This is a genomic window from Kosakonia sp. (assembly GCF_032104925.1).
In the GTDB taxonomy this organism is placed as follows: Bacteria; Pseudomonadota; Gammaproteobacteria; order Enterobacterales; family Enterobacteriaceae; genus Kosakonia.
In genome coordinates this window covers 170766-193513 of record NZ_DAMCGF010000004.1, presented here as the reverse complement: position 1 = coordinate 193513, position 22748 = coordinate 170766, and the positions used below count along the sequence as shown (strand labels likewise).

Annotated in this window: 19 protein-coding genes and 1 tRNA gene; 13 read left to right on the top strand and 7 right to left on the bottom strand. The window is 53.1% G+C overall.

Going from position 1 to position 22748, the window contains the following annotated elements; genetic code table 11:
* Window positions 1–103 precede the first annotated feature (103 nt).
* Both putP and RT644_RS10220 read left to right on the top strand, forming a co-directional pair.
* On the top strand, window positions 104–1612 hold the full coding sequence (gene putP / locus RT644_RS10225; protein WP_044489611.1) for a sodium/proline symporter PutP: 1509 nt from the start codon (window positions 104–106) through the stop codon (window positions 1610–1612).
* Between the two features lie 99 nt (window positions 1613–1711).
* The gene (locus tag RT644_RS10220) at window positions 1712–2143 is read left to right on the top strand and encodes a DUF3574 domain-containing protein (RefSeq protein ID WP_313626545.1); all 432 of its coding nucleotides are present in this window, start codon (window positions 1712–1714) and stop codon (window positions 2141–2143) included.
* A 35-nt stretch (window positions 2144–2178) separates the two neighbouring features.
* On the opposite strand, the gene RT644_RS10215 is transcribed toward RT644_RS10220, so the two are convergent.
* On the bottom strand, window positions 2179–3363 hold the full coding sequence (locus RT644_RS10215) for a NupC/NupG family nucleoside CNT transporter (protein WP_020457321.1): 1185 nt from the start codon (window positions 3361–3363) through the stop codon (window positions 2179–2181).
* Window positions 3364–3644: 281 nt separating this feature from the next.
* Here RT644_RS10215 and efeU point away from each other — a divergent pair, with 281 nt between their 5' ends.
* From efeU to RT644_RS10170, 8 genes are all read left to right on the top strand, one after another.
* Entirely contained in the window at window positions 3645–4478 is an 834-nt protein-coding gene (efeU, locus tag RT644_RS10210) for an iron uptake transporter permease EfeU (protein ID WP_313626543.1), read from the top strand.
* Between the two features lie 39 nt (window positions 4479–4517).
* On the top strand, window positions 4518–5645 hold the full coding sequence (gene efeO / locus RT644_RS10205) for an iron uptake system protein EfeO (RefSeq protein WP_020457323.1): 1128 nt from the start codon (window positions 4518–4520) through the stop codon (window positions 5643–5645).
* A gap of 4 nt (window positions 5646–5649) precedes the next feature.
* Window positions 5650–6933: an iron uptake transporter deferrochelatase/peroxidase subunit gene (efeB, locus tag RT644_RS10200; RefSeq protein ID WP_313626542.1), complete on the top strand. Its 1284-nt coding sequence runs from the start codon at window positions 5650–5652 to the stop codon at window positions 6931–6933.
* 538 nt (window positions 6934–7471) lie between these two features.
* A complete protein-coding gene (gene phoH / locus RT644_RS10195; protein WP_017456289.1) occupies window positions 7472–8260 on the top strand; it encodes a phosphate starvation-inducible protein PhoH in 789 nt (262 codons plus the stop codon).
* A 680-nt stretch (window positions 8261–8940) separates the two neighbouring features.
* Window positions 8941–9504, top strand: coding sequence for a chorismate mutase (locus tag RT644_RS10190; protein WP_409521844.1), 564 nt, complete (start codon window positions 8941–8943; stop codon window positions 9502–9504).
* Window positions 9505–9780: 276 nt separating this feature from the next.
* Window positions 9781–10188, top strand: coding sequence for a hypothetical protein (locus RT644_RS10185; RefSeq protein ID WP_313626540.1), 408 nt, complete (start codon window positions 9781–9783; stop codon window positions 10186–10188).
* A gap of 253 nt (window positions 10189–10441) precedes the next feature.
* Window positions 10442–11767 carry a glycosyl hydrolase family 28 protein gene (locus tag RT644_RS10180; RefSeq protein WP_313626538.1) on the top strand — a complete coding sequence of 442 codons (1326 nt, stop codon included), beginning with the start codon at window positions 10442–10444 and terminating at the stop codon, window positions 11765–11767.
* 468 nt (window positions 11768–12235) lie between these two features.
* Entirely contained in the window at window positions 12236–12481 is a 246-nt protein-coding gene (locus RT644_RS10170) for a hypothetical protein (RefSeq protein ID WP_313626536.1), read from the top strand.
* Here the strand turns inward: RT644_RS10170 and RT644_RS10165 are convergent.
* Window positions 12461–12823, bottom strand: coding sequence for a helix-turn-helix domain-containing protein (locus RT644_RS10165; protein ID WP_044489829.1), 363 nt, complete (start codon window positions 12821–12823; stop codon window positions 12461–12463). The two genes, RT644_RS10170 and RT644_RS10165, sit on opposite strands and share 21 nt — an antisense overlap.
* 334 nt (window positions 12824–13157) lie before the next feature.
* On the opposite strand from RT644_RS10165, the gene RT644_RS10160 reads away from it, so the two are divergent.
* Together RT644_RS10160 and oqxB are read left to right on the top strand one after the other, a co-directional pair.
* Window positions 13158–14333, top strand: coding sequence for an efflux RND transporter periplasmic adaptor subunit (locus RT644_RS10160; RefSeq protein ID WP_020457331.1), 1176 nt, complete (start codon window positions 13158–13160; stop codon window positions 14331–14333).
* 23 nt (window positions 14334–14356) lie between these two features.
* Complete coding sequence (gene oqxB, locus RT644_RS10155; RefSeq protein WP_313626534.1) at window positions 14357–17509, top strand: multidrug efflux RND transporter permease subunit OqxB; 3153 nt, start codon at window positions 14357–14359, stop codon at window positions 17507–17509.
* A 66-nt stretch (window positions 17510–17575) separates the two neighbouring features.
* Here oqxB and RT644_RS10150 read toward each other — a convergent pair whose 3' ends face one another.
* Both RT644_RS10150 and RT644_RS10145 read right to left on the bottom strand, forming a co-directional pair.
* Window positions 17576–18055 (bottom strand): RrF2 family transcriptional regulator, encoded by a 480-nt coding sequence (locus RT644_RS10150; protein ID WP_020457333.1) that lies wholly within the window; start codon window positions 18053–18055, stop codon window positions 17576–17578.
* A 697-nt stretch (window positions 18056–18752) separates the two neighbouring features.
* On the bottom strand, window positions 18753–19475 hold the full coding sequence (locus RT644_RS10145) for an SDR family oxidoreductase (RefSeq protein ID WP_313626533.1): 723 nt from the start codon (window positions 19473–19475) through the stop codon (window positions 18753–18755).
* Between the two features lie 98 nt (window positions 19476–19573).
* Here RT644_RS10145 and RT644_RS10140 point away from each other — a divergent pair, with 98 nt between their 5' ends.
* Entirely contained in the window at window positions 19574–20473 is a 900-nt protein-coding gene (locus tag RT644_RS10140) for a LysR family transcriptional regulator (RefSeq protein ID WP_313626531.1), read from the top strand.
* 514 nt (window positions 20474–20987) lie between these two features.
* Here RT644_RS10140 and RT644_RS10135 read toward each other — a convergent pair.
* The 3 genes from RT644_RS10135 to RT644_RS10125 all read right to left on the bottom strand — a co-directional run bounded on the left by RT644_RS10135 (window position 20988) and on the right by RT644_RS10125 (window position 22574).
* Window positions 20988–21075, bottom strand: a tRNA-Ser gene (locus RT644_RS10135).
* 506 nt (window positions 21076–21581) lie between these two features.
* Entirely contained in the window at window positions 21582–21728 is a 147-nt protein-coding gene (locus tag RT644_RS23635) for an omptin family outer membrane protease (RefSeq protein WP_409521848.1), read from the bottom strand.
* 66 nt (window positions 21729–21794) lie between these two features.
* The gene (locus RT644_RS10125) at window positions 21795–22574 is read right to left on the bottom strand and encodes a BPL-N domain-containing protein (protein ID WP_409521847.1); all 780 of its coding nucleotides are present in this window, start codon (window positions 22572–22574) and stop codon (window positions 21795–21797) included.
* Between the last annotated feature and the right edge of the window lie 174 nt (window positions 22575–22748).

Genomic DNA, 22748 nt, shown 5'->3' with positions numbered 1-22748 from the left:
GATACGGGCGCTTCAAATAATCTAAACGCCCCATCGCCCCGTTCCGGCGCTGGAAAAAAGCGGCAAACAGTCTTTGCCGACGAAGAATCCTGGAGACTTTTTAATGGCAATGAGCACACCAATGCTGGTGACTTTTCTTGTTTATATCTTTGGCATGATACTTATCGGTTTCGTCGCCTGGCGTTCGACGAAAAACTTCGATGACTATATTCTGGGGGGCCGCAGCCTTGGGCCGCTGGTCACTGCGCTGTCGGCGGGGGCATCGGATATGAGTGGCTGGCTGCTGATGGGGCTGCCGGGCGCGATTTTTATCTCGGGGATCTCTGAAAGCTGGATCGCCATTGGCCTGACGCTGGGCGCGTGGATTAACTGGAAACTGGTGGCCGGACGTTTGCGTGTCCACACCGAGGTGAACAATAACGCGCTGACCTTGCCGGACTATTTCACCGGCCGTTTTGAAGATAACAGCCGCCTGCTGCGGATTATCTCGGCGGTGGTAATTCTGGTGTTTTTCACCATCTATTGTGCTTCCGGCATTGTTGCCGGCGCGCGTCTGTTTGAAAGCACCTTCGGTATGAGTTACGAAACCGCCCTGTGGGCTGGTGCCGCTGCGACGATCATTTACACCTTTATTGGCGGCTTCCTGGCGATCAGCTGGACCGATACGGTGCAGGCCAGCCTGATGATTTTCGCGCTGATCCTGACGCCGGTGATTGTCATTATTTCCGTTGGCGGTTTTGGTGATTCGCTGGACGTGATCAAGCAAAAAAGCATTGAAAACGTCGATATGCTGAAAGGCCTGAATTTTGTCGCCATCGTCTCGCTGATGGGCTGGGGACTGGGTTATTTCGGCCAGCCGCATATTCTGGCGCGTTTTATGGCGGCGGATTCCCATCACACCATTGTCCATGCGCGTCGCATCAGTATGACGTGGATGATCCTGTGCCTGGCGGGCGCGGTCGCTGTGGGCTTCTTCGGCATCGCTTATTTTAATGAGCATCCGTCTGTGGCGGGAGCCGTTAACCAGAATGCCGAGCGCGTGTTTATCGAACTGGCGCAGGTTCTGTTCAACCCGTGGATTGCCGGGGTGCTGTTGTCGGCGATCCTCGCCGCGGTGATGTCGACGCTGAGCTGCCAGTTGCTGGTGTGCTCGAGCGCAATTACCGAAGATTTCTACAAAGCGTTTTTGCGTAAAGGCGCGAGCCAGCGCGAGCTGGTATGGGTAGGGCGCGCGATGGTGTTGCTGGTGGCGCTGGTGGCGATTGCGCTGGCGGCGAATCCGGAAAACCGCGTGCTTGGCCTGGTGAGCTACGCCTGGGCGGGCTTCGGGGCGGCGTTTGGTCCGGTGGTGCTGTTCTCGGTCATGTGGTCACGCATGACGCGTAACGGTGCGCTGGCCGGGATGATCATCGGTGCTGTAACGGTAATTGTCTGGAAACACTACGCCTGGCTGGATCTGTATGAAATCATTCCGGGCTTCGTTTTCGGCAGCATCGGCATTGTGGTGTTTAGCCTGCTGGGCAAAGCGCCGTCCGCGCAGATGCAGCAGCGCTTTGCCGAGGCAGATGCGCACTACCGCTCTGCGCCGCCATCGCGTTTACAGGCTGAATAAATTATCCCTTATGAAAAACCCGCTGCGGCGGGTTTTTTTATTGATAAATAATTGTAATTACGCTGTTATCTCACAATAAATAACAATGAGGATAGCGATATGAAGTTAACGACAGGGTTCACTGCACTGGTGATGGCAGGTTTACTGGCGGGTTGCGTTTCGCCGGCGGCAAAACAACCGGGGGCGGCCGCGCAAACCTGCAAAGCTGAAAATCAGATGCAGCAAACCACGCTCTATTACGGCTTGACCCGCCAGGGCGGTAAAGCGATTACCGCGCAGGAGTGGCAGCAGTATGTGGATAACGATGTCACGCCGCGTTTTCGCGATGGGTTGACCACATTTGATGCGCAGGGACAGTGGCTGGGTAGCAACGGGAAGGTGTCGAAGGAGCCAAGCAAGGCGCTGATGCTGATCCACAGTGTGGACGCGCAAAGTGATGCGAAAATCGATGTGCTGCGTGAGATCTACAAATCACGCTTTGCCCAGGAATCGGTGATGCGTGTCGATCAGCCGGTCTGTGTGCAATTCTGATGTTATGGCCCACTTGCGCGAAGTGGGCCAGTAAATTACAACACCGCGCCTGCGAAAGCCGCCGAAAGCAAACTCACCAGCGTTGCGCCGTACACTAAGCGCAAACCAAAGCGGGAAACTGCATTCCCCTGTTGCTCGTTTAACCCTTTAATTGCCCCCGCCACAATACCGATCGAGGCAAAGTTGGCGAACGATACCAGGAACACGGAAAGAATACCCAGCCCGCGCGGCGTCATCTGCGCGGCGATTTTTTGCAGCTCAATCATCGCCACAAATTCGTTCGCCACCAGCTTGGTCGCCATAATGCTGCCCGCGTGCAGCGCATCGCTCAGCGGGATGCCAATCAGCCATGCCAGCGGGTAAAACACATAACCGAGGATTTGCTGAAAGCTGATGCCGAACAAGGCGGAGAAGAGGGCATTAATGGCGCTAATCAGCGCAATAAAGCCAATCAGCATCGCCAGAATAATCATCGCTACTTTGAAACCCGCGAGGATGTACTCACCGAGCATCTCAAAGAAGCTTTGCGATTCGTGGAGCTTTTCCAGCTTGACCTCGGCTTCCGCTTCCGGGCGCGTCGGGTTAATTACCGACAGCACAATAAAGGTGCTGAACATATTGAGGATCAGCGCGGCAACCACATATTTTGCATCCAGCATGGTCATATACGCGCCGACAATCGACAACGACACCGTCGACATCGCCGTTGCTGCCATGGTGAACATGCGGCGCGAGGAGAGATCGGCGAGGATACCTTTATAAGCAATAAAGTTTTCCGACTGGCCGAGGATCAGCGAGCTGACGGCGTTAAACGACTCCAGTTTGCCCATGCCGTTCAGTTTTGACAGCAATGTGCCTATCAAACGAATAAAGATGGGCAGAATGCGCCAGTGCTGCAAAATGCCGATAAGCGCGGAAATAAAGACGATAGGGCACAGCACGCCGAGGAAGATAAAGGCCAGCCCTTTCTCGCTCATCCCGCCGAAGACAAAGCTGGTGCCTTCGCCCGCGAATTTCAGCAGCGCTTCAAAGAAGCCGGAAACGTATTTAATCAGCGTTAACCCGCTTTGCGCGTGCAGGAAAAACCACGCCAGCGCCAGTTCAATAACAATTAATTGCAGGATGAAGCGAAAACGAATGTGCCGGCGGTCGAAACTCACCAGCCAGGCCAGCGCGAGGATCACTATCAGCGCCAGCAAAAAATGGAAAAAGTTAGTCATGTCTTTAATTTTGCAGGTAAACGAAACGGGGCGTTTATTTAGCCACAGCGCTGAAGTGGGGTAAATACAAAGTTAAAGATTTGTAAGCTATGTTTTTGCTTTATTTCAACCGCTTCCGCATAACGCAAAAACCGCATGGTTAGCCTGCTACGCGGTTACATCCAGTTATCATTCTCAACATTTTTCGCTTGAGTTTCCTTGCGCCGTAATGATAATCACTATCAATGCAATTTACTTTTCTTTGCAACCGTTGACCGCGCATGACACTAGGGGTTTCCTCCATGTTTGTTCCATTTTTGATTATGTTACGTGAAGGCCTCGAAGCGGCGCTGATCGTCAGCCTGATTGCCAGTTATCTGAAACGTACCCAGCGCGGACGCTGGATAAGCGTGATGTGGATTGGTGTTTTTCTTGCCGCCGCACTCTGCCTTGGGCTGGGTATCGCGATTAATGAAACCACCGGCGAGTTCCCGCAAAAAGAGCAGGAGCTGTTTGAAGGCATTGTCGCGGCGATCGCCGTGGTGATCCTCACCTGGATGGTGTTCTGGATGCGCAAAGTGTCGCGCAACGTCAAAGTGCAACTGGAGCACGCGGTCGACAGCGCGCTGGCGCGCAGTCATAACCACGGTTGGGCGCTGATCCTGATGGTTTTTTTCGCCGTGGCGCGCGAAGGGCTGGAATCAGTGTTCTTTCTGCTGGCGGCGTTCCAGCAGGATGTTGGCGTCTGGCCACCGCTGGGCGCGGTGCTGGGGCTGGCTACGGCGGTGGTGCTCGGTTTCTTGCTTTACTGGGGCGGCGTGCGTCTGAATCTTGGCGCGTTTTTCAAATGGACCAGCCTGTTTATTCTCTTTGTCGCGGCCGGGCTTGCCGCCGGGGCGATCCGCGCTTTTCACGAAGCGGGATTATGGAACCACTTCCAGGATGTGGCCTTCGATTTCAGTAATGTGCTCACCACGCATTCCCTCACCGGCACGCTGCTGGAAGGGATTTTTGGTTACCAGGAAACGCCAAGCGTCAGCGAAGTGGTGGTCTACTTTATCTATCTGATCCCGGCGCTGGTGATGTTTGTTTTACCGCCTCGCGCGGGTACGCAGCCTTCACGGGCGGCACCGTAATCGCTTTATAGTTACAACATACTAATTAAGGGAAAGGGCATGGCAATTCATTTTCGTCGTAGTGCATTACAGGCCGGGATGGCGGCATTCATCTCCAGTGCTTTCGCGGTGCATGCCGCGGATATTCCGCAGGTGAAAGTCACGGTTACGGACAAGCAGTGTGAGCCGATGAACCTGACGGTGAACGCGGGTAAAACGCAGTTTATTATTCTCAACCACAGCCAGAAAGCGCTCGAGTGGGAGATTCTCAAAGGCGTAATGGTGGTTGAAGAGCGTGAAAATATCGCGCCAGGTTTTAGCCAGAAGCTAACCGCCAACCTGCAGCCGGGCGAGTATGAGATGACCTGCGGTTTGTTAACCAACCCGAAAGGTAAGCTGGTGGTGAAAGGCGCGGCAACAGCCGATGCGGCGAAAGGTGACGCGCTGCTGAGCCTGAGCGGAGCCATTACCGCGTATAAAGCGTATGTGGTTGCTGAAACGGCGCAGCTGGTTTCCGGCACCAAAGCGTTCACCGAGGCGGTAAAAGCGGGCGATATTGAAAAAGCGAAAGCGCTGTACGCGCCGACGCGCCAGCACTACGAGCGTATTGAACCGATTGCTGAGCTTTTCTCCGATCTCGATGGCAGCATTGATGCCCGTGAAGATGATTACGAGCATAAAGCCGCCGATCCGAAATTCACCGGTTTCCACCGTCTGGAAAAAGCCCTGTTTGGCGACAACAGCACCAAAGAGATGGACAAATATGCCGATCAGCTCTACTCCGATGTGGTTGATTTGCAAACGCGCATTAATGAGCTGGCGTTCCCTCCTTCTAAAGTGGTTGGCGGTGCCGCTGGCCTGATTGAAGAAGTGGCCGCCAGCAAAATCAGTGGTGAAGAAGATCGCTACAGCCACACAGACTTGTGGGACTTCCAGGCTAACGTCGATGGCGCACAGAAAATCGTCGATTTGCTGCGTCCGCAATTGCAGAAAGATAACGCCGAACTGCTGGCGAAAGTCGATGCCAACTTCAAGAAAGTAGATACCATCCTTGCGAAATACCGCACTAAAGATGGGTATGAGACTTACGATAAGCTGACCGACGCCGACCGCAATGCGCTGAAAGGGCCGATCACAACACTGGCGGAAGATCTGGCGCAGCTGCGCGGCGTGCTGGGGCTGGACTAATACCATGAAGCAAGAGGATAACAACGACGTCAGCGAACCTTCCCGGCGTCGTTTATTAAAAAGTATGGGCGCGCTGGGCAGCGCGCTTGCGCTGGCTGGCGGATGCCCGGTGGCGCATGCGGTAACACCGAAGAGCGCACCGGGGACGCTTTCGCCGGATGCGCGGATGGAGAAGCAGCCTTTCCTGGGCGTGCATCAGGCCGGTATTTTGACGCCGCAACAGGCGTCAATGATGCTGGTGGCGTTTGATGTGCTGGCTGCTGATAAAGCCGATCTCGAACGGCTGTTCCGCTTATTGACGCAGCGCATCACGTTTCTGACCTCCGGCGGCCCGGCTCCGGAAACAACGAACCCACGCTTACCGCCAATGGACTCCGGTATTCTCGGCGCTTATATCGCGCCGGATAACCTGACGATGACGGTTTCCGTGGGCGAATCGCTGTTCGATAACCGTTTTGGTTTGCGCGAGCAGATGCCGAAAAAGCTGCAAAAGATGACGCGTTTCCCTAACGATTCGCTCGACGCGGCGCTGTGTCACGGCGATTTGCTGATCCAGATTTGCGCCAACACACAGGACACGGTGATTCACGCACTGCGTGACATCATCAAGCACACGCCAGATTTACTCAGCGTGCGCTGGAAAAGGGAAGGGTTTATCTCTGACCATGCGGCGCGCAGCAAAGGCAAAGAGACGCCGGTTAACCTGCTGGGCTTTAAAGATGGCACCGCCAATCCGGACAGCCGCGATAATGCGTTGATGAACGAGGTGGTGTGGGTGACGGAAGAGCAGGGCGAACCGGCGTGGGCGGTGGGCGGCAGTTACCAGGCAGTGCGTATTATCCAGTTCCACGTGGAGTTCTGGGATCGTACCCCGTTGAAAGAGCAGCAGACCATTTTCGGGCGCGATAAGCATTCTGGTGCGCCGCTGGGCATGAAGAATGAGCATGACGTTCCGGATTATGCCAGCGATCCAGACGGTGATGTCATTGCTCTCGACAGCCATATTCGCCTGGCGAACCCACGGACGAAAGAGACCCAATCCAGCCTGATGATGCGGCGTGGTTATAGTTACTCGCTCGGCGTGACCAACTCCGGTCAGCTGGATATGGGGTTGCTGTTCGTTTGTTATCAACATGATCTGGAAAAAGGCTTTCTGACGGTACAAAAGCGTCTGAACGGCGAGGCGCTGGAAGAGTACATTCGTCCGATTGGCGGCGGTTACTTCTTTGTATTGCCCGGCGTACAAGCGGCAAATCGCTATCTGGCGCAATCTCTGCTCGAAGCGTGAAGATCCTATCCTGCCCGCCACCGGGCAGGATAATCTGTCATCTGTTGCATCCTGACATACTTTTTCTGCCATCCAGATATCATTTTTTCGTATGAGAAAGTATCTGTTATCTTTCTGTAATATTCATAACCGAGACTCTGTTCAACGACGCAGAGGTCATGCACGTTATAGTTAGGTAAAAATAATGTTGCAATGATGCTAAGCTTTGATGTAATTAGTGAGAGCGTTATCCCCTGCGGTGATGAAGTTTTTCTGGAGATCGCGGATGGTAAAGTCCAGTAGCGGACAGACAAAAAGACCACGCAAAACCCGGCACGGCGGTGCGACCTCCGGCAGCGACTTCTTCACCCCTGAATTTTCCTCCTTCTTTTTCATTCCTGATGTTGACGATGTGACAGGCGATGCTGTTCGTCGCGTTGGCACGTCATTTTCAAAGGCAAGTCATGGCTTACAAGGAAGCCAACCCTCAGACGTTTGTGCGCATAATCGCGTCGATAGCGACGTGTGTGATGTAAACCAACAACTCAAGGTGCTATCCATGGGAAGACAAAAAGCAGTGATCAAAGCTCGTCGTGAAGCGAAACGCGTGCTGAGACGTGATTCACGCAGCCATAAACAACGTGAAGAAGAGTCGGTCACCTCGCTTGTGCAGATGAGTGGCGTAGAAGCAATTGGCATGGCGCGGGACAGCCGTGATACTTCCCCAATTGCAGCGCGCAATGAAGCTCAGGCGCACTACCTGAATGCTATCGAGAGTAAACAACTGATCTTTGCAACCGGTGAAGCCGGCTGCGGGAAAACGTGGATCAGCGCGGCGAAAGCGGCGGAAGCCCTGATCCATAAGGACGTGGACAGGATTATTGTAACCCGACCGGTTCTGCAGGCCGACGAAGATCTCGGCTTCTTACCCGGTGATATTTCGGAGAAGTTCGCTCCCTATTTCCGGCCCGTTTACGACGTGCTGTTGAAACGCCTGGGGGCGTCCTTTATGCAATACTGCCTGCGACCAGAGATCGGTAAGGTGGAAATCGCGCCGTTCGCCTATATGCGCGGACGTACCTTTGAAAATGCGGTGGTCATTCTCGACGAGGCTCAGAATGTCACGGCTGCGCAAATGAAAATGTTTTTAACGCGCCTCGGGGAGAACGTGACCGTTATTGTCAACGGTGATATTACCCAGTGTGACCTGCCATCCGGTGTGAAATCGGGCTTGAGCGACGCGCTGGCACGTTTTGAGGAAGACGAGATGATTGGCGTTGTACGCTTTAATAAAGACGACTGCGTACGCTCCGCGCTCTGCCAGCGCACGCTAAAAGCGTACGACTGACGGCGTTGATAGTTAGCGATAAAACCCGGGAAACCGGGTTTTATTTTTTGCGGGATGCAAACAGGCCGTTCTCTTCCCGTTCCCGGATTTCCATTCCCTGTACGACAGACAAAAAAGCCCGCTTTTCCAGGTAAGCGCTTCGCTTAAGGGCGAGGGCAAGACTATGACTTGTAAATAATTACGTATCAATAACCGTGCATGCAGATGAGAACCCCGCTGAGTGTGTGAGCCTGCTTCCCTGTAAGGAATTACGCATTTGCCATGGGCAACGTGCAGTTCAAACGAACCTGACTGGTGCTTTTCCCCATTATTGAAATCGCAAATCTGTACAAGATTTGCGTTCTGTCGATGAATCCATATTGATATCAGCGCGTTACATTTTCTTACGCAAAGCCGCTTTGATGAAATAATAACGCAACTGAATTAATGAAAAGTGAACGGTGCCTGTTAGCGCTTTGCCGTGGTGCTGGCTTGCTGTCTATCCCGCAACCATTTTTTAACTACGGAGAACCATGCAAATGGGTGTTCGAGGAGAAGATTGTATCCGTACGCGCTGGAACGACATGCGCTGCTCGAAAAGTTGACGCCGCTTATAACAAAGTTCTTACATCCAGAAACGAAATAGTAACTAATGGTTATATTTGCACAGGTAAATTAGGGTTGGCACCTTTCTTTGAGGGATGATGATGAAAATTTTCGTATCGACACTCTGTATGTCCGGTAGCTTTTTTGCAGGAGCATCTGCGCCCATTTGTCTCAGTGCCCTTTCATCACTCTTAACCGAACGTATGGCGTTAATGAGAGAAGTTGCAGCTTACAAGGTGAAGTACCATTTGCCGGTGGAAGATGTAGCCCGGGAACAAAAAGTAATATCGCAGGCGCGCAGCACCGCGCGCGAGGCTGGTCTGGAGCCGCAGTCCGTGGAGCCGTTCATCAGTGCGCTGATGAACGCGGGAAAAGCGATACAGTATCGCTATCTGGCAGACTGGTTACCCCGACCAGAATCCTTTGTTACCCTCCTGGATCTTGATGGGATCAGACGGCGTATTAATGAACTGGACAAACTTCTGCTACTGACCATAAGTCAGCGGCTTCGGGCAGGAACGCTCTCTTATACTGACCGGGCTTTACTGGCGGAGAAAACGGTGTCTCCCAATCTTACTGACGCTGAGAAGGATAATTTACTCGACACCATGCGCTTTATTCAGCGTGCTCAGCAGGCGCGCGATAAAGGGATAGTCTGACAGGCAACGTCACAGTCTTTGAAATACGCACCGAACCCGTTGCTCTGTGCCGGTAAAAAGCAATATCAACGATACTCACACTATTAATACGGTTATGCTGCGAGCATTGATTAAATAATGTTATTGTATTCAGGTTTAATTTTATAAAGATAAACTCTGCTAATGAAAATTAGCGCGTCACCGTTTGTGTTCCCGGCTGTGATTTTTAGTTTATGGCAATGCCGTTTACTTTTTCATGCCTCTGGATAACAACATTAATTATATCAAGTGACACTAATGGCATTAATGGCTTTTTACGGAGTGAACATGGCATATGACGGGTGTGATGTTATTAACGCAATCGTTAAAAATTTTAAAGAATCCATTGGGCTGATTAATGTGTTGTTACTGGAACCTGATGAACCCGACGCGTTGCGCTTATTGTACTTAAAACTGGATGGTATCAGAGCCGGTATTGAACAGGATGTCCGCATATTATCCAAAGCCCGTCTGGACAGTAACGCCACGCTTTGCCTTTACCATGCACACCATGCGCTAAACGCCCTGAATTATTGCATTGAGATTGCGAGAAATACGCCGTTAGGCCAACAGTTTTATTCCGATTTCGAAGCACTGAAGCGTGTGGTGAACATCCTTGAGGCAACATCCGGGCGTGTTTTTACAAAGCTGGATGGTAATGAGTAAGCATAAAGCGATATCTGTTTTCCATGAGATTAAGAGGAAAGCAATATGAAAAGCCAATGCGGTTTGCAAAATCCCTCACGCTTTGAGGACTATGAATTAATGCTGAATGGTAATCGCAAAAATAAAAAGAAGAAACATCCTAACACTTTTTGGCTGCCGAACTTAAACGTCACTTCAACTGAAAACGAATTCGCCCGGTGTTTTCATCACAGCACTTCTACAATACTTCAACAATTCTAATGTCGGGATAATTATGTTTTTTCTGCGCCGTAATGTGAAAGGAATAATTGCCAGCCTGATTTTTTTCCCGGTATCCGGCTTCAGCGCGGCGCTATCGGCCCTGGAGAGTGCTGATGTGCCAGAACCTGTGCTGCCTGCGCCTGTCTGCGCAAAGCTGACGTCTTCATCGGCAGACGATACCCGACGACTTCAGTCGGCGATTGATAACTGCCCCCGGGGTGAGGTTTTACAGCTTCTGGCGGGGCGTTTTTCCAGCGGACCGCTGAGCATGAAATCTGGCGTCACACTCTGGATCTCGCAAGGGGCAATGCTGGTAGCAAATAGTGACCCACGTGTATACGACAAAAATGGCCATTGTGGAACTGTCGATCATAAAGGGAATGGCTGCCGACCCTTTATCCTTTTTAGCCGCACTGACGGTGGAGGCATTGTCGGCGAAGGGATTATTGACGGGCAGGGCGGTAAGCCGATAAAAGGACAGGATGAATCATGGTGGCAACTGGCTCGCCGCGCGCAGACGGAAGGCGGGGCACAGAATGTACCTCGCCTGATTGAAATAGAGGATGCCTCCCATATTATTTTTCACGGCATCACACTGCGAAATTCGCCAGGATTCCATGTCACCCTGAAAAACGTCCGCGATGCGACGTTCTGGGGCGTGCGTATTGATACCCCAGCGGATGCCCGTAACACCGACGGCATTGATCCCATTTCGTCGCAGAATATCCTCATCGCCCACAGCTTCATCAGAACCGGTGACGATAACGTGGCGATTAAAGCGGGCGCGGGTGGCGCCACGCGGCATGTGGTTCTGGTGGATAACCATTTTTACTGGGGACATGGGATGTCGATTGGTAGCGAGACCGTCGGCGGTGTCAGTGACATTCGGGTGCGTGACTTGACACTTGATGGCACAACTTCCGGGCTTCGTATCAAAAGTGATATCAGCCGGGGCGGCATTGTCAGCGATGTGCGCTACGAAAATGTTTGTATGCGCGGGAATCGTCGGCCGCTCGACTTTGATACGCGCTATGATGCGCACGCAAGCGGTAACAACATTCCTGTCTATCGCGATATCTCCCTGAATCATATTTCCGGTGAAAGCGGCCAGTTGATATTACGCGGTTATGACGCGGCTCATCCTCTGCAATTTGCCCTGAACGGCGTCTCTTTCAGCAAGACTGCCCGCTGGATAATTGAATCGGCGCAGATCCGCATTGGCCCCGATGGCGTCTCACCGGTGCCGCCGGGAAAAGCATCGTTACCACGATCGGCTGCCTCGACGGATTGCGCAAAAAACTGGATCCCTTTCCCGGTGACGAATGCGCCAGAAGACTAAAAAGGTATGCGATGGAACTCTGCCGGTGCTGATGACGCTGATTGTTTATTACGCAACATCGTTTGACGCAGTCAGCGATGACGGGAACAGCCCTCCGGCAAAGGAGGGGTATTTTAAACCGTTTGCTATTAGCCATCTTCGATGAACTGATACGCCGCGTTTAGCGGATCCTGTACGGCCACGACGTTTATCAGTTCAATATCCGCTGCTGAACTGGGCTCACCGATCTGGTTGATACAGGCAGGCACTTGCTCACCCGCCAGCGCTTAACAGGCAGAAGGGTGGCAGATTAGCGACATCATCCCTGATCAGCTAGTGCGTTTGACCGGGGGATAAATATCAACGAAACGAAACTTATGTATCGGTGGGTGCGTAAATTATTCGAATAATTACGGCATGTAGTTTGGTCAGGGAGATTACATTCTCAGAAGAAGAGGGCGGAGGTGAGATTTTTACGGAAAAACAAGCATGGCCGCTTTGGTATGTGATCGAAAAAGGATGATGTGGTTTGTAAATAGCTCACGTCACGCTTCTTCATACCAGAATGATGCCGTGCCGGGTTTTTTCTGGACGGCTATTTTAAGGAAACGTCAAACCGCCCGCGGCAACCAGCCCCCACATATTGATGGCCTGCTGCTATCAGGCCGACAATTTCATCTTCATCCTGAATGCCTTTGCGAAAACCACAACGCGCTATGTGGATTGCTGGCGTGATTGCTGTGCCTGCGGGCAGCCGACACTGCGACGCCATGCGCCGGGTGCCTGCCCATACTGACGCTTGAAGCTGCGGTTAAAGGATTGCTGGGAGTCAAAGCCTAGCGCGATCGCCACGTTCACAATCGGCTCGTCGCTGTGGGTTAAGCGCTCGACCGATTTTTGCAGCTTTTGCGCGCGGATATACTCGGCGAGACGATAACCCGTATGCTCTTTGAAGAGCCGCTGGAGATGCCATTTCGAATAGCCTGCCCGCCTGGAGACGGTCTCAATGTCCAGACGGCTTTCCAGGTTGTTGTCGATCCAGTCGAGTAAATCGTGAATAAATGCGCCAGTGTTCATCTTGTTGCCCTCACGCTGCTTATTAAAAAGCATCTTTGTCTGTTGCATTTAAAGGTGACCCGTTTTTAGATTAATTGCAAGTTTTATTGTTGCATTTAAATCCTTGCCGGAAACGCGACTTTTACCCCTGTTTCAAACAGCACATAAAGTGTATCAATTATTCTTGCACTAAATTTAGCGCCTCCCTACAATCCCCGCGATAGTGTATTGGCAACTGTTACAGTTTTGTGGCGATGAACGGCACAAATGGCCTGAAGCCAGCCCGGACAAAGGAAGTGGCGTAGCGTCTCCCGCTGCGTCTTGCCCGGCGGCTACAATTAGCGGAATAAAAATAATGAGCCTGCAGAAACCTTGGGTTAAGTATCATCTGAATGCACTGGGAGCGATGTTTCTCTCTGTACTGCTTGTCGGATGTGATAACGGTGTCGCGCAAAATGCCGTGCCACAAGCTCCCGCCGTCAGCGCCGCTGACGTGGTAGTGAAATCTATTAGCCAGTGGGATAGTTTCAACGGACGGATTGAAGCGGTGGAGAGTGTTCAGCTCCGCCCCCGCGTCTCCGGCTACATTGATAAAGTGAATTACACCGACGGCCAGGAAGTGAAAAAGGGTCAGGTGCTGTTCACCATTGATGACAGAACCTATCGCGCCGCGCTGGAACAGGCGCAGGCGACGCTGGCGAGAGCCAAAACGCAGGCCAGCCTGGCGCAAAGTGAGGCTAACCGTACCGATAAATTAATTAATACCCATCTGGTTTCCCGTGAGGAGTGGGAGCAGCGCCGTTCGGCCGCCATTCAGGCGCAGGCCGACATTCGCGCCGCGCAGGCGGCAGTTGATGCCGCGCAACTGAACCTGGATTTCACCAAAGTGACCGCGCCTATCGATGGTCGCGCCAGCCGGGCGTTGATCACCAGCGGAAATCTGGTCACGGCGGGTGACAGCGCCAGCGTCCTCACCACGCTGGTCTCACAGAAGAGCGTTTACGTCTACTTTGACGTGGATGAGTCGACCTACCTCCACTATCAAAACCTCGCCCGCAGCGGGCAGGGGGCGTCCAGTAATCACCTGGCGCTACCGGTGGAAATTGGCCTTGTCGGGGAGGATGGCTACCCGCATCAGGGCAAAGTGGATTTTCTGGATAATCAGTTAACGCCGAGTACCGGCACGATCCGGATGCGCGCGCTGTTGGATAACGCGCAGCGTCAGTTCACGCCGGGGCTTTTTGCCCGCGTACGTCTGCCGGGCAGCGCTGAATTCAAAGCCACGCTTATCGACGACAAAGCGGTGCTGACCGATCAGGATCGCAAATATGTTTATATCGTTGATAAAGACGGGAAAGCGCAGCGTCGCGATATCACGCCGGGGCGTCTGGCCGCCGGTTTACGCATTGTGCAGAAGGGGCTGAACCCTGGCGATAAAGTCATCGTCGATGGTTTACAAAAAGTGTTTATGCCGGGGATGCCGGTTAACGCGAAAACCGTTGCCATGAACGCCAGCGCCGCCCTCAACTGATCCCTTATCTGAGAATCCGACACATGGACTTTTCCCGCTTTTTTATCGACAGGCCGATTTTCGCCGCGGTGCTGTCGATCCTGATTTTTGTCACCGGATTGATCGCCATCCCGCTATTGCCGGTTAGCGAATACCCTGACGTTGTTCCACCAAGCGTGCAGGTGCGCGCGGAGTATCCGGGCGCCAACCCGAAAGTGATTGCCGAGACGGTGGCGACGCCGCTGGAAGAAGCGATCAATGGCGTTGAAAACATGATGTACATGAAATCTGTCGCAGGCTCCGACGGCGTACTGGTGACCACCGTCACTTTCCGTCCGGGTACGGATCCCGATCAGGCGCAGGTTCAGGTGCAAAACCGCGTATCACAGGCGGAGGCGCGTCTGCCGGAAGATGTGCGGCGTTTGGGCATCACCACCCAGAAACAATCACCGACGCTGACACTGGTGGTGCATCTGTTTTCGCCCAACGGGAAATACGATTCACTGTATATGCGTAACTACGCCACGCTAAAAGTAAAAGACGAACTGGCGCGTCTGCCCGGCGTCGGCCAGATTCAGATTTTCGGTTCGGGCGAATACGCGATGCGCATCTGGCTGGATCCCAATAAAGTGGCGGCTCGCGGGTTAACAGCCTCTGATGTTGTGACGGCGATGCAGGAGCAAAACGTACAGGTTTCCGCCGGGCAACTTGGCGCGGAGCCGCTGCCGAAAGAGAGCGATTTTCTGATCTCCATTAACGCCCAGGGGCGTCTGCATACGGAAGACGAGTTTGGCAATATTGTTCTGAAAACGGCGCAAGACGGTTCGGTAGTACGCCTGCGCGACGTAGCGCGTATTGAAATGGGTTCCGGCAGCTATGCGCTGCGTTCTCAGCTTAATAATAAAGACGCGGTCGGGATTGGTATCTTCCAGTCTCCGGGGGCGAACGCTATCGATTTGTCTAACGCGGTACGCGCCAAAATGAACGAGCTGGCCACGCGTTTCCCGGAAGATATGAAATGGGCGGCGCCTTACGATCCGACAGTTTTTGTTCGCGATTCCATTCGCGCGGTCGTGCAAACGTTGCTGGAAGCGGTGGTGCTGGTTGTGCTGGTGGTGATCCTGTTCCTGCAAACCTGGCGCGCGTCGATTATTCCGCTGATCGCGGTGCCGGTCTCGGTCGTGGGCACGTTCAGCATTCTCTACCTGCTCGGCTTTTCGCTTAACACCCTGAGCTTGTTCGGGCTGGTACTGGCTATCGGTATCGTTGTGGATGACGCCATCGTGGTGGTGGAAAACGTCGAGCGAAATATCGAAGAGGGGCTTGCGCCCCTGCAGGCGGCGCATCAGGCGATGCGAGAAGTGTCCGGGCCGATTATCGCGATTGCGCTGGTACTGTGCGCGGTGTTCGTGCCGATGGCGTTTCTCTCCGGCGTAACCGGTCAGTTCTATAAACAGTTTGCGGTGACGATCGCGATTTCGACGGTGATCTCCGCCATCAACTCGCTGACGCTCTCTCCGGCTCTGGCTGCCTTGCTGTTGAAGCCGCATGGCTCACCGAAAGACTTCCCGACGAGGCTTATTGATCGTCTGTTCGGTTGGCTTTTCCGTCCGTTTAACCGCTTTTTCCATCGTAGCTCGAACGGTTATCAGGGGCTGGTTGGTAAAACGCTTGGTCGACGTGGTGCGGTGTTTGTCGTTTATGTGCTGCTGCTCTGTGCCGCTGGCGTCATGTTTAAAGCCGTACCCGGCGGGTTTATTCCGACACAGGATAAGCTCTATTTGATTGGCGGCGTGAAGATGCCGGAAGGCTCTTCGCTGGCCCGTACCGATGCGGTGATCCGCAAAATGAGCGAAATCGGTATGAATACCGAAGGCGTGGATTATGCGGTCGCTTTTCCTGGGCTTAACGCGTTGCAGTTCACCAACACGCCGAATACCGGGACGGTCTTTTTTGGCCTGAAGCCGTTCGACCAGCGTAAACATACCGCGGCGGAAATTAACGCTGAGATCAACGCTAAAATCGCGCAGATCCAGCAGGGCTTTGGTTTCTCCATTTTGCCGCCGCCGATTTTAGGGCTGGGTCAGGGCTCTGGTTATTCGCTGTACATCCAGGATCGCGCCGGTCTTGGCTATGGCGCGCTGCAAAGTGCGGTGAACACCATGTCCGGTGCGATTATGCAGACGCCGGGGATGCATTTCCCCATCTCAACCTACCAGGCTAACGTTCCGCAGCTGGATGTGCAGGTTGATCGTGATAAGGCGAAAGCGCAGGGCGTGTCGCTAACCGATCTGTTCGGTACGCTGCAAACCTATCTGGGCTCGTCGTATGTTAACGATTTCAACCAGTTTGGCCGTACCTGGCGCGTGATGGCGCAGGCCGACGGGCCGTTTCGCGATAGCGTGGAAGATATTGCGAATTTGCGCACCCGTAATAATCAGGGCGAAATGGTGCCGATCGGCAGTATGGTGAATATCAGTACCACCTACGGGCCGGATCCGGTGATTCGCTACAATGGTTATCCGGCGGCGGATCTTATTGGTGATGCCGACCCTCGCGTTCTCTCTTCCTCGCAGGCGATGACGCAACTGGACGGGATGTCTAAGCAGATCCTGCCGAACGGGATGAATATTGAATGGACGGATCTGAGCTACCAGCAGGCCACGCAGGGCAATACGGCGCTGATTGTCTTCCCGGTCGCGGTTCTGCTGGCTTTCCTTGTGCTGGCCGCACTGTATGAAAGCTGGACGCTGCCGCTGGCGGTGATCCTTATCGTCCCGATGACCATGCTGTCCGCACTGTTTGGCGTCTGGCTGACCGGTGGCGATAACAACGTCTTCGTGCAGGTTGGTCTGGTGGTACTGATGGGGCTGGCGTGTAAAAACGCGATTCTTATCGTGGAGTTTGCCCGCGAGCTGGAAATCCAGGGGAAAGGGATCATGGAAGCGGCGCTGGAGGCTTGCCGCCTGCGTTTACGCCCGATTGTTATGACCTCCATCGCCTTTATTGCCGGCACGATCCCGCTGATCCTCGGCCACGGCGCGGGTGCAGAAGTGCGCGGCGTCACCGGGATCACGGTGTTCTCCGGTATGCTGGGCGTGACGCTGTTTGGTCTGTTCTTAACACCGGTGTTTTACGTTACGCTGCGTAAATTTGTGACGCGCGGTAAACCGGTAAATGACGTTTTGCCTGCGTAAGTAGTTGCAGATACAAAAAAACCGCCTTCATTGTGAAGGCGGTTTTTTTTCGCAATAAGTAAATAATTAAGAGGTTTTTTTATACTGGGCAATAAGTTCCGGCACGGGATCCCATCCGCTGGTATCGGCTTTTTTCACCTCTTCCAGCGCGCTTGCCACGGTGTGGCGCGCTAATACCTGTAATGACGCCTGCTCCGCCTCTTCGGCGATAGACTTGAAGTACCAGCAGGCGTTAGCGCTGACCACGCAACGTGCCGGTACGTCAGGACGCGACGCCCACAATTTTTTATCTTCGATGACGGAAAGGTAGATATCGCGCAGGGTGATCTCTTCCGCCGGGCGACCAAGGTGAATAGACCCGTTGCGGCCAAGCGTTGAGACGATAATGCCGTCACGCGTGAGCGGCACCATTAATTTGCGGATAAAGCTCGGATTCGCTTCCAGGCCGTAGGCCAGAATCGCACTCGTCGAACGTTCACCCACTTGCTCCGCCATCGCTACGCTGAGAACCATCTGCAAAGCTGTCGGGAAGCGGTAATCTAACATTTTATAATCCTGGGTTGCGGTGAATCTTGTTCTTTTTGGCACCGCAGAGGTGAATAAGCAATGAGCAACAATATAACAAATGCGGTAATTTTTTTGAAGCAATCAACGCTTAACGAACCCTGTAAAAAAGAGTTTCCGGTACGCCGGATGGATGCAACGTATGTATCCGCGCACGGTTTATTGAACTCAGATTCATCGTTCAGATCCGTGGCGCACTGGCGGCTATTTAATTATGGCCTGGCTCATCATGGCGCCTCACAACCATACGACGGATCAATGCTGACCCATTATCCAGACACTTCACAGGCGTTACTGTGCTCATCCTCCCGGTAGACGATTATACCTTAATGTTTAAAAAGTTTTTTCTGGGACAAAGGGGGCCGTTCTGGAGGAAACGATGTTCAGTTATGTGCGGGAAGTGGGCCGTCTGTTCGTCAAAAGAAAGCCATTGCGATACCAGTAGCCTGGCGGGTAGGGGCTGCCAGTACAGGTATGCAGGTCACCTGCAGAGCATATTTTCCAGAAGATGTTGCGGGATGTTCTGCTGACTCCGGGCAATAAACCGGCTTTACTATCAGGGCCAGCAACCCGGCAGGGGAGATAAGTGGTTCTCCTGCCGTCAATGGCTGCATGACCCTGGCCCCGACGATGCGCAGAAATGATAACGGACATTAACGCCTGTCATCAGTCAGGAATATCAGTTGGCTGACGCGGTCGGTCTGATGGTTATTTCTGTTGTATCCACGCTCTCAGGGGCTTCAATGACCTGCCGCACGGCACGGGCTATATCCGCTGGTTTAAGTGCCACAGAACGGTACACATCCATCGCCGCTCTGGTTTCCGGATGCGTAATGGTTGAGGCAAGTTCACTTTCCACCACGCCGGGATTGACACAGGTCACGCGAATATTTGGGCTTTCCTGGCGTAAACCATCCGAAATCGCGCGTACTGCGAATTTTGAGGCGCAATAGACGGCGGCGGTTGGCACGACAGACAGGGCACCAATAGAGCCAATATTGATTATCTGACCGGAACCCTGCGCTTGCATCACGGGAAGCACAGCGCCAATGCCCCAGAGCACGCCTTTGATATTCACGTCAATAATTCGCTCCCATTCATCCTGTTTGCCGGCGGCAAGCGGAGAGAGCGGCATGACGCCCGCATTGTTGATCAGAACATCGACGCGGCCCCATTGATCCAGCGCCGCCTGCACGAAGCTGGCCATCGACTGGCGGCTGGTGACATCAAGCTCACGCGCTTCGGCGATACCGCCCGCGCTGCGTATTTCTGCAGCAATGGCTTCGATACGCTCCCGTCTGCGGGCCCCTAATAACACCTTCGCGCCTGCGTTGCCCAGCTCTCTGGCCATACCTTCGCCAATCCCGCTGGATGCGCCGGTAATAACTATCACTTTATCCATAGCATGCTCCTTCATTTGAGTTCGAAACGATCATAGAACGTAACGATTGGTTCCAGTATCCTGCTGTTACTGGACTCACTGGTTAGCAGCGTTAAACAATGAAAATTGATCTCAACCTTGTACCGGTTTTTATCGCGGTGGCAGAAGAGCGTAATTTCAGCGCGGCGGCTGCTCGCCTGGGCGTCACCCGATCGGCAATCAGTCAGGGAATAAGACGGCTTGAAGATGCGTTCGGCACAATGCTGGTAATGCGTACGACGCGCTCAGTAACGCTGACGGAGGCGGGAGAACGGTTGCGTCAGTCCCTGTCATTGCCGTTATCCAGTATTGAAACGGCGTTCGAAGAGGTCGCGTCGGAGAATATGCCGCGCGGATGCCTTCGCATCGCCGTGACCTCGATAGCCGAAGTATTTCTTTCCGGCCCGCTGATTGCCTCGTTTGCGGCGGCCAACCCTGCCGTGACGGTCGATATTGTCGTGACGGATGAGGAGTTTGATATTGTGGCTGCGGGTTATGATGCTGGCGTAAGGCTTGGAGAGGTGATTGAAAAGGATATGATCGCCGTCCCGCTTACCGAAAAACAACGTGAAATGGCGGTTGCCTCGCCCGCGTATCTCGCGACGAACAGCGCACCCGCACATCCGCGTGAATTGATCCATCACCGGTGTATCGGCTGGCGTCCTGCCAAAGATGTCGCTCCTTACCGCTGGGCATTTGAGGAGGCGGGAGAACCTTTCAGCCTGGCGATTGAACCACAGATCACCACTAATGATCTGCGCCTGATGCTGCGGCTCGCGCTTGCCGGTGGCGGAATTACGTTTGCCACAGAGGATACGTTCAGACCGTTTGTTCAAAGCGGACAGCTTGTCTCATTGCTGGACGATTATCTTCCTTATTTCCCTGGCTTCTATCTCTACTTTCCGCAACGCCGAAATATGGCACCTAAACTACGCGCCCTGGTAGACCATGTCAGGCAATGGCGGCAGCAGCATATTTAACGTCAGCGTTGTCACGCCTCGCACGCTGATATTGACCCCTTTTGTCATGGGTTATGGCTGCTTATGACATGCAGAATATGGCTGTGGGGGAGATTGATTCGCTGCGCTCACTATTACTCGGCTCTTCCCTGGGTCTCACCCCTTTGGGGCCAACGCCAGCGTTGTTCAAAAACGCTCCCGGCGTTTTTGTACGGGCAGCCCATTCACAGCGTTCATGGTCTGTCCAACTGGCTGCGCCAGTTGTCGACCCCTGGTCGGGGCTTCTCACCCCCCTGGTGGAGTGCGATATGCGAAAAAGAGCCCGCATTTGCATGCGGGCTCTTCTTTGAATGATGGCGGTGAGGGGGGATTGATTCGCTGCGCTCACCCTGCGGGCAGCCCATTCACTGCGTTCATGGTCTGTCCAACTGGCTGCGCCAGTTGTCGACCCCCGGTCGGGGCTTCTCACCCCCCTGGTGGAGTGCGATATGCGAAAAAAAAGCCCGCATTTGCCTGCGAGCTCTTCTTTGAATGATGGCGGTGAGGGGGGGATTCGAACCCCCGATACGTTGCCGTATACACACTTTCCAGGCGTGCTCCTTCAGCCACTCGGACACCTCACCACATTGTATCGCTGCCAGCCAGTACTGGGGGCAACGGGGCGCTACTATAGGGAGTTGTACTGAAACGGTCAAGCAAGATTTTAAGCTTTCATGACTATTCGCTTAAGGTGTGAGCAATGCGAAGATTTACCGCAAAATACGCAAGCTTACCGGCCCATAAAGCAAAGCGAGCAGGCACTGATGTCGCCAGGCATTACTCGTGAGTAAGCCCTGTGGATGCGTACTCAATTCTCACGATCATAAGACGCACTGTTTTTTGATGGACAGGATCGATTTCACTACGCATCCGGCGAAATAGGGATGTTCGAGGCCGGGGAAGCCGCCTTTATTGCGGCATCCATGCGGGACTGGATGCAGAGTATGACAAGGGCATGATGTCGCGTTTATATCTGATCTAAGAGGCGAATCAATGGGGGCTGCTGCCTAATTGAAATCCTTTTGCAGGATATTTTTCAGAGAATATGGCTATAAAAAAAGCCCCGTCAGGGGCTTCGTGTCTGTAAAGACTATATACGCAGCGCTGATTTAGAAACGATATTGCAGACCAGCGGTAATGGTATAGTTTTTGTTGGAAACCAATCACTGAATTTGAGCAGGGCGTTAATTTCAACGTCATTAATACGATACTGAACTGCGATGCCAGGGTACGGCAGGCCCGATTACGAATACCCGATATCCTGGCGATGGGGCAGGGAGGCGCGTATTGCCGCCGTTGGTGTTCAATCTTTCTGCGGGTCCAGATATTTCAGCAGGCGTGTCATTTTGCTTGCTGCAGGGATATACCCGGGTTTGCTTGCGTTAATCCAGCTTTCATCAGCTTCTGGATGAGGGCCGGTAAGCACAACCTTACCTTTTCCAAAGGTGTAGGCCGCCATTGCAACGTCGCCATTCAGGTAATAAGCGATGGGGGTATAGCCGGGGCTTTCAGCGCTGTTACTCAGATAGGGGCCATCCTGATAGTAAAACGATTCCTCTTTGCCTCCCCATTTAACGGAAAGCGTGTAGTCTCCTTCGTCATTAGCCTCTGCACCCGGCCTGCCAGCTTCTGAATCAAGGGGGGCATTGATAAGCCCTATCCAGTCTTTGTCAGCAAGATAAGCGCCCATACATATCCCAAGATACCCCTTACCGGAACGGACAAAATCCCGGATCGCGTCAGCGCCCTCATCACCTATCGCATCGTAAGCCGCAGGGATGTCCTGTCCGCCACCGGGCTGAATATACAAATCAAAACCCTTCAGGTTCTGGCGGTTCAACGTGAGCTTTTCGTTCTCACCCATATAGCTGATGGAGAGTTTCAGGTCGGTATTAAGGAGCGATTTTACAACCATTTCCGAGCAGCCCTCGCAACCCGCTTCCCCCCGGTAAACCGCGATCTTTACAGGTTTGCTGTCTGCAGAATGAGCTGAAGGTGTATATCCTGTCATGAAGAGAGTCAGCGCAGCGGTAAATATAAAAATGTTCAGATGACGTCTGGAAAGGAGCGCTTCAGATTTCATTAAACATTCCTGAGTTTTTAAATGCCAATAGGGCTGTTTACGGGAAGGGAAAAACGGCAAATTAGCGCGTGCTCTCTGATTGACACGCAACCAGAAGGCGTTAAAAGCGCGTTGCCAGGCCTGAAATATGATTAATCCTGTCGTGTCATTTTCACCATTACCCCAGACATCAGC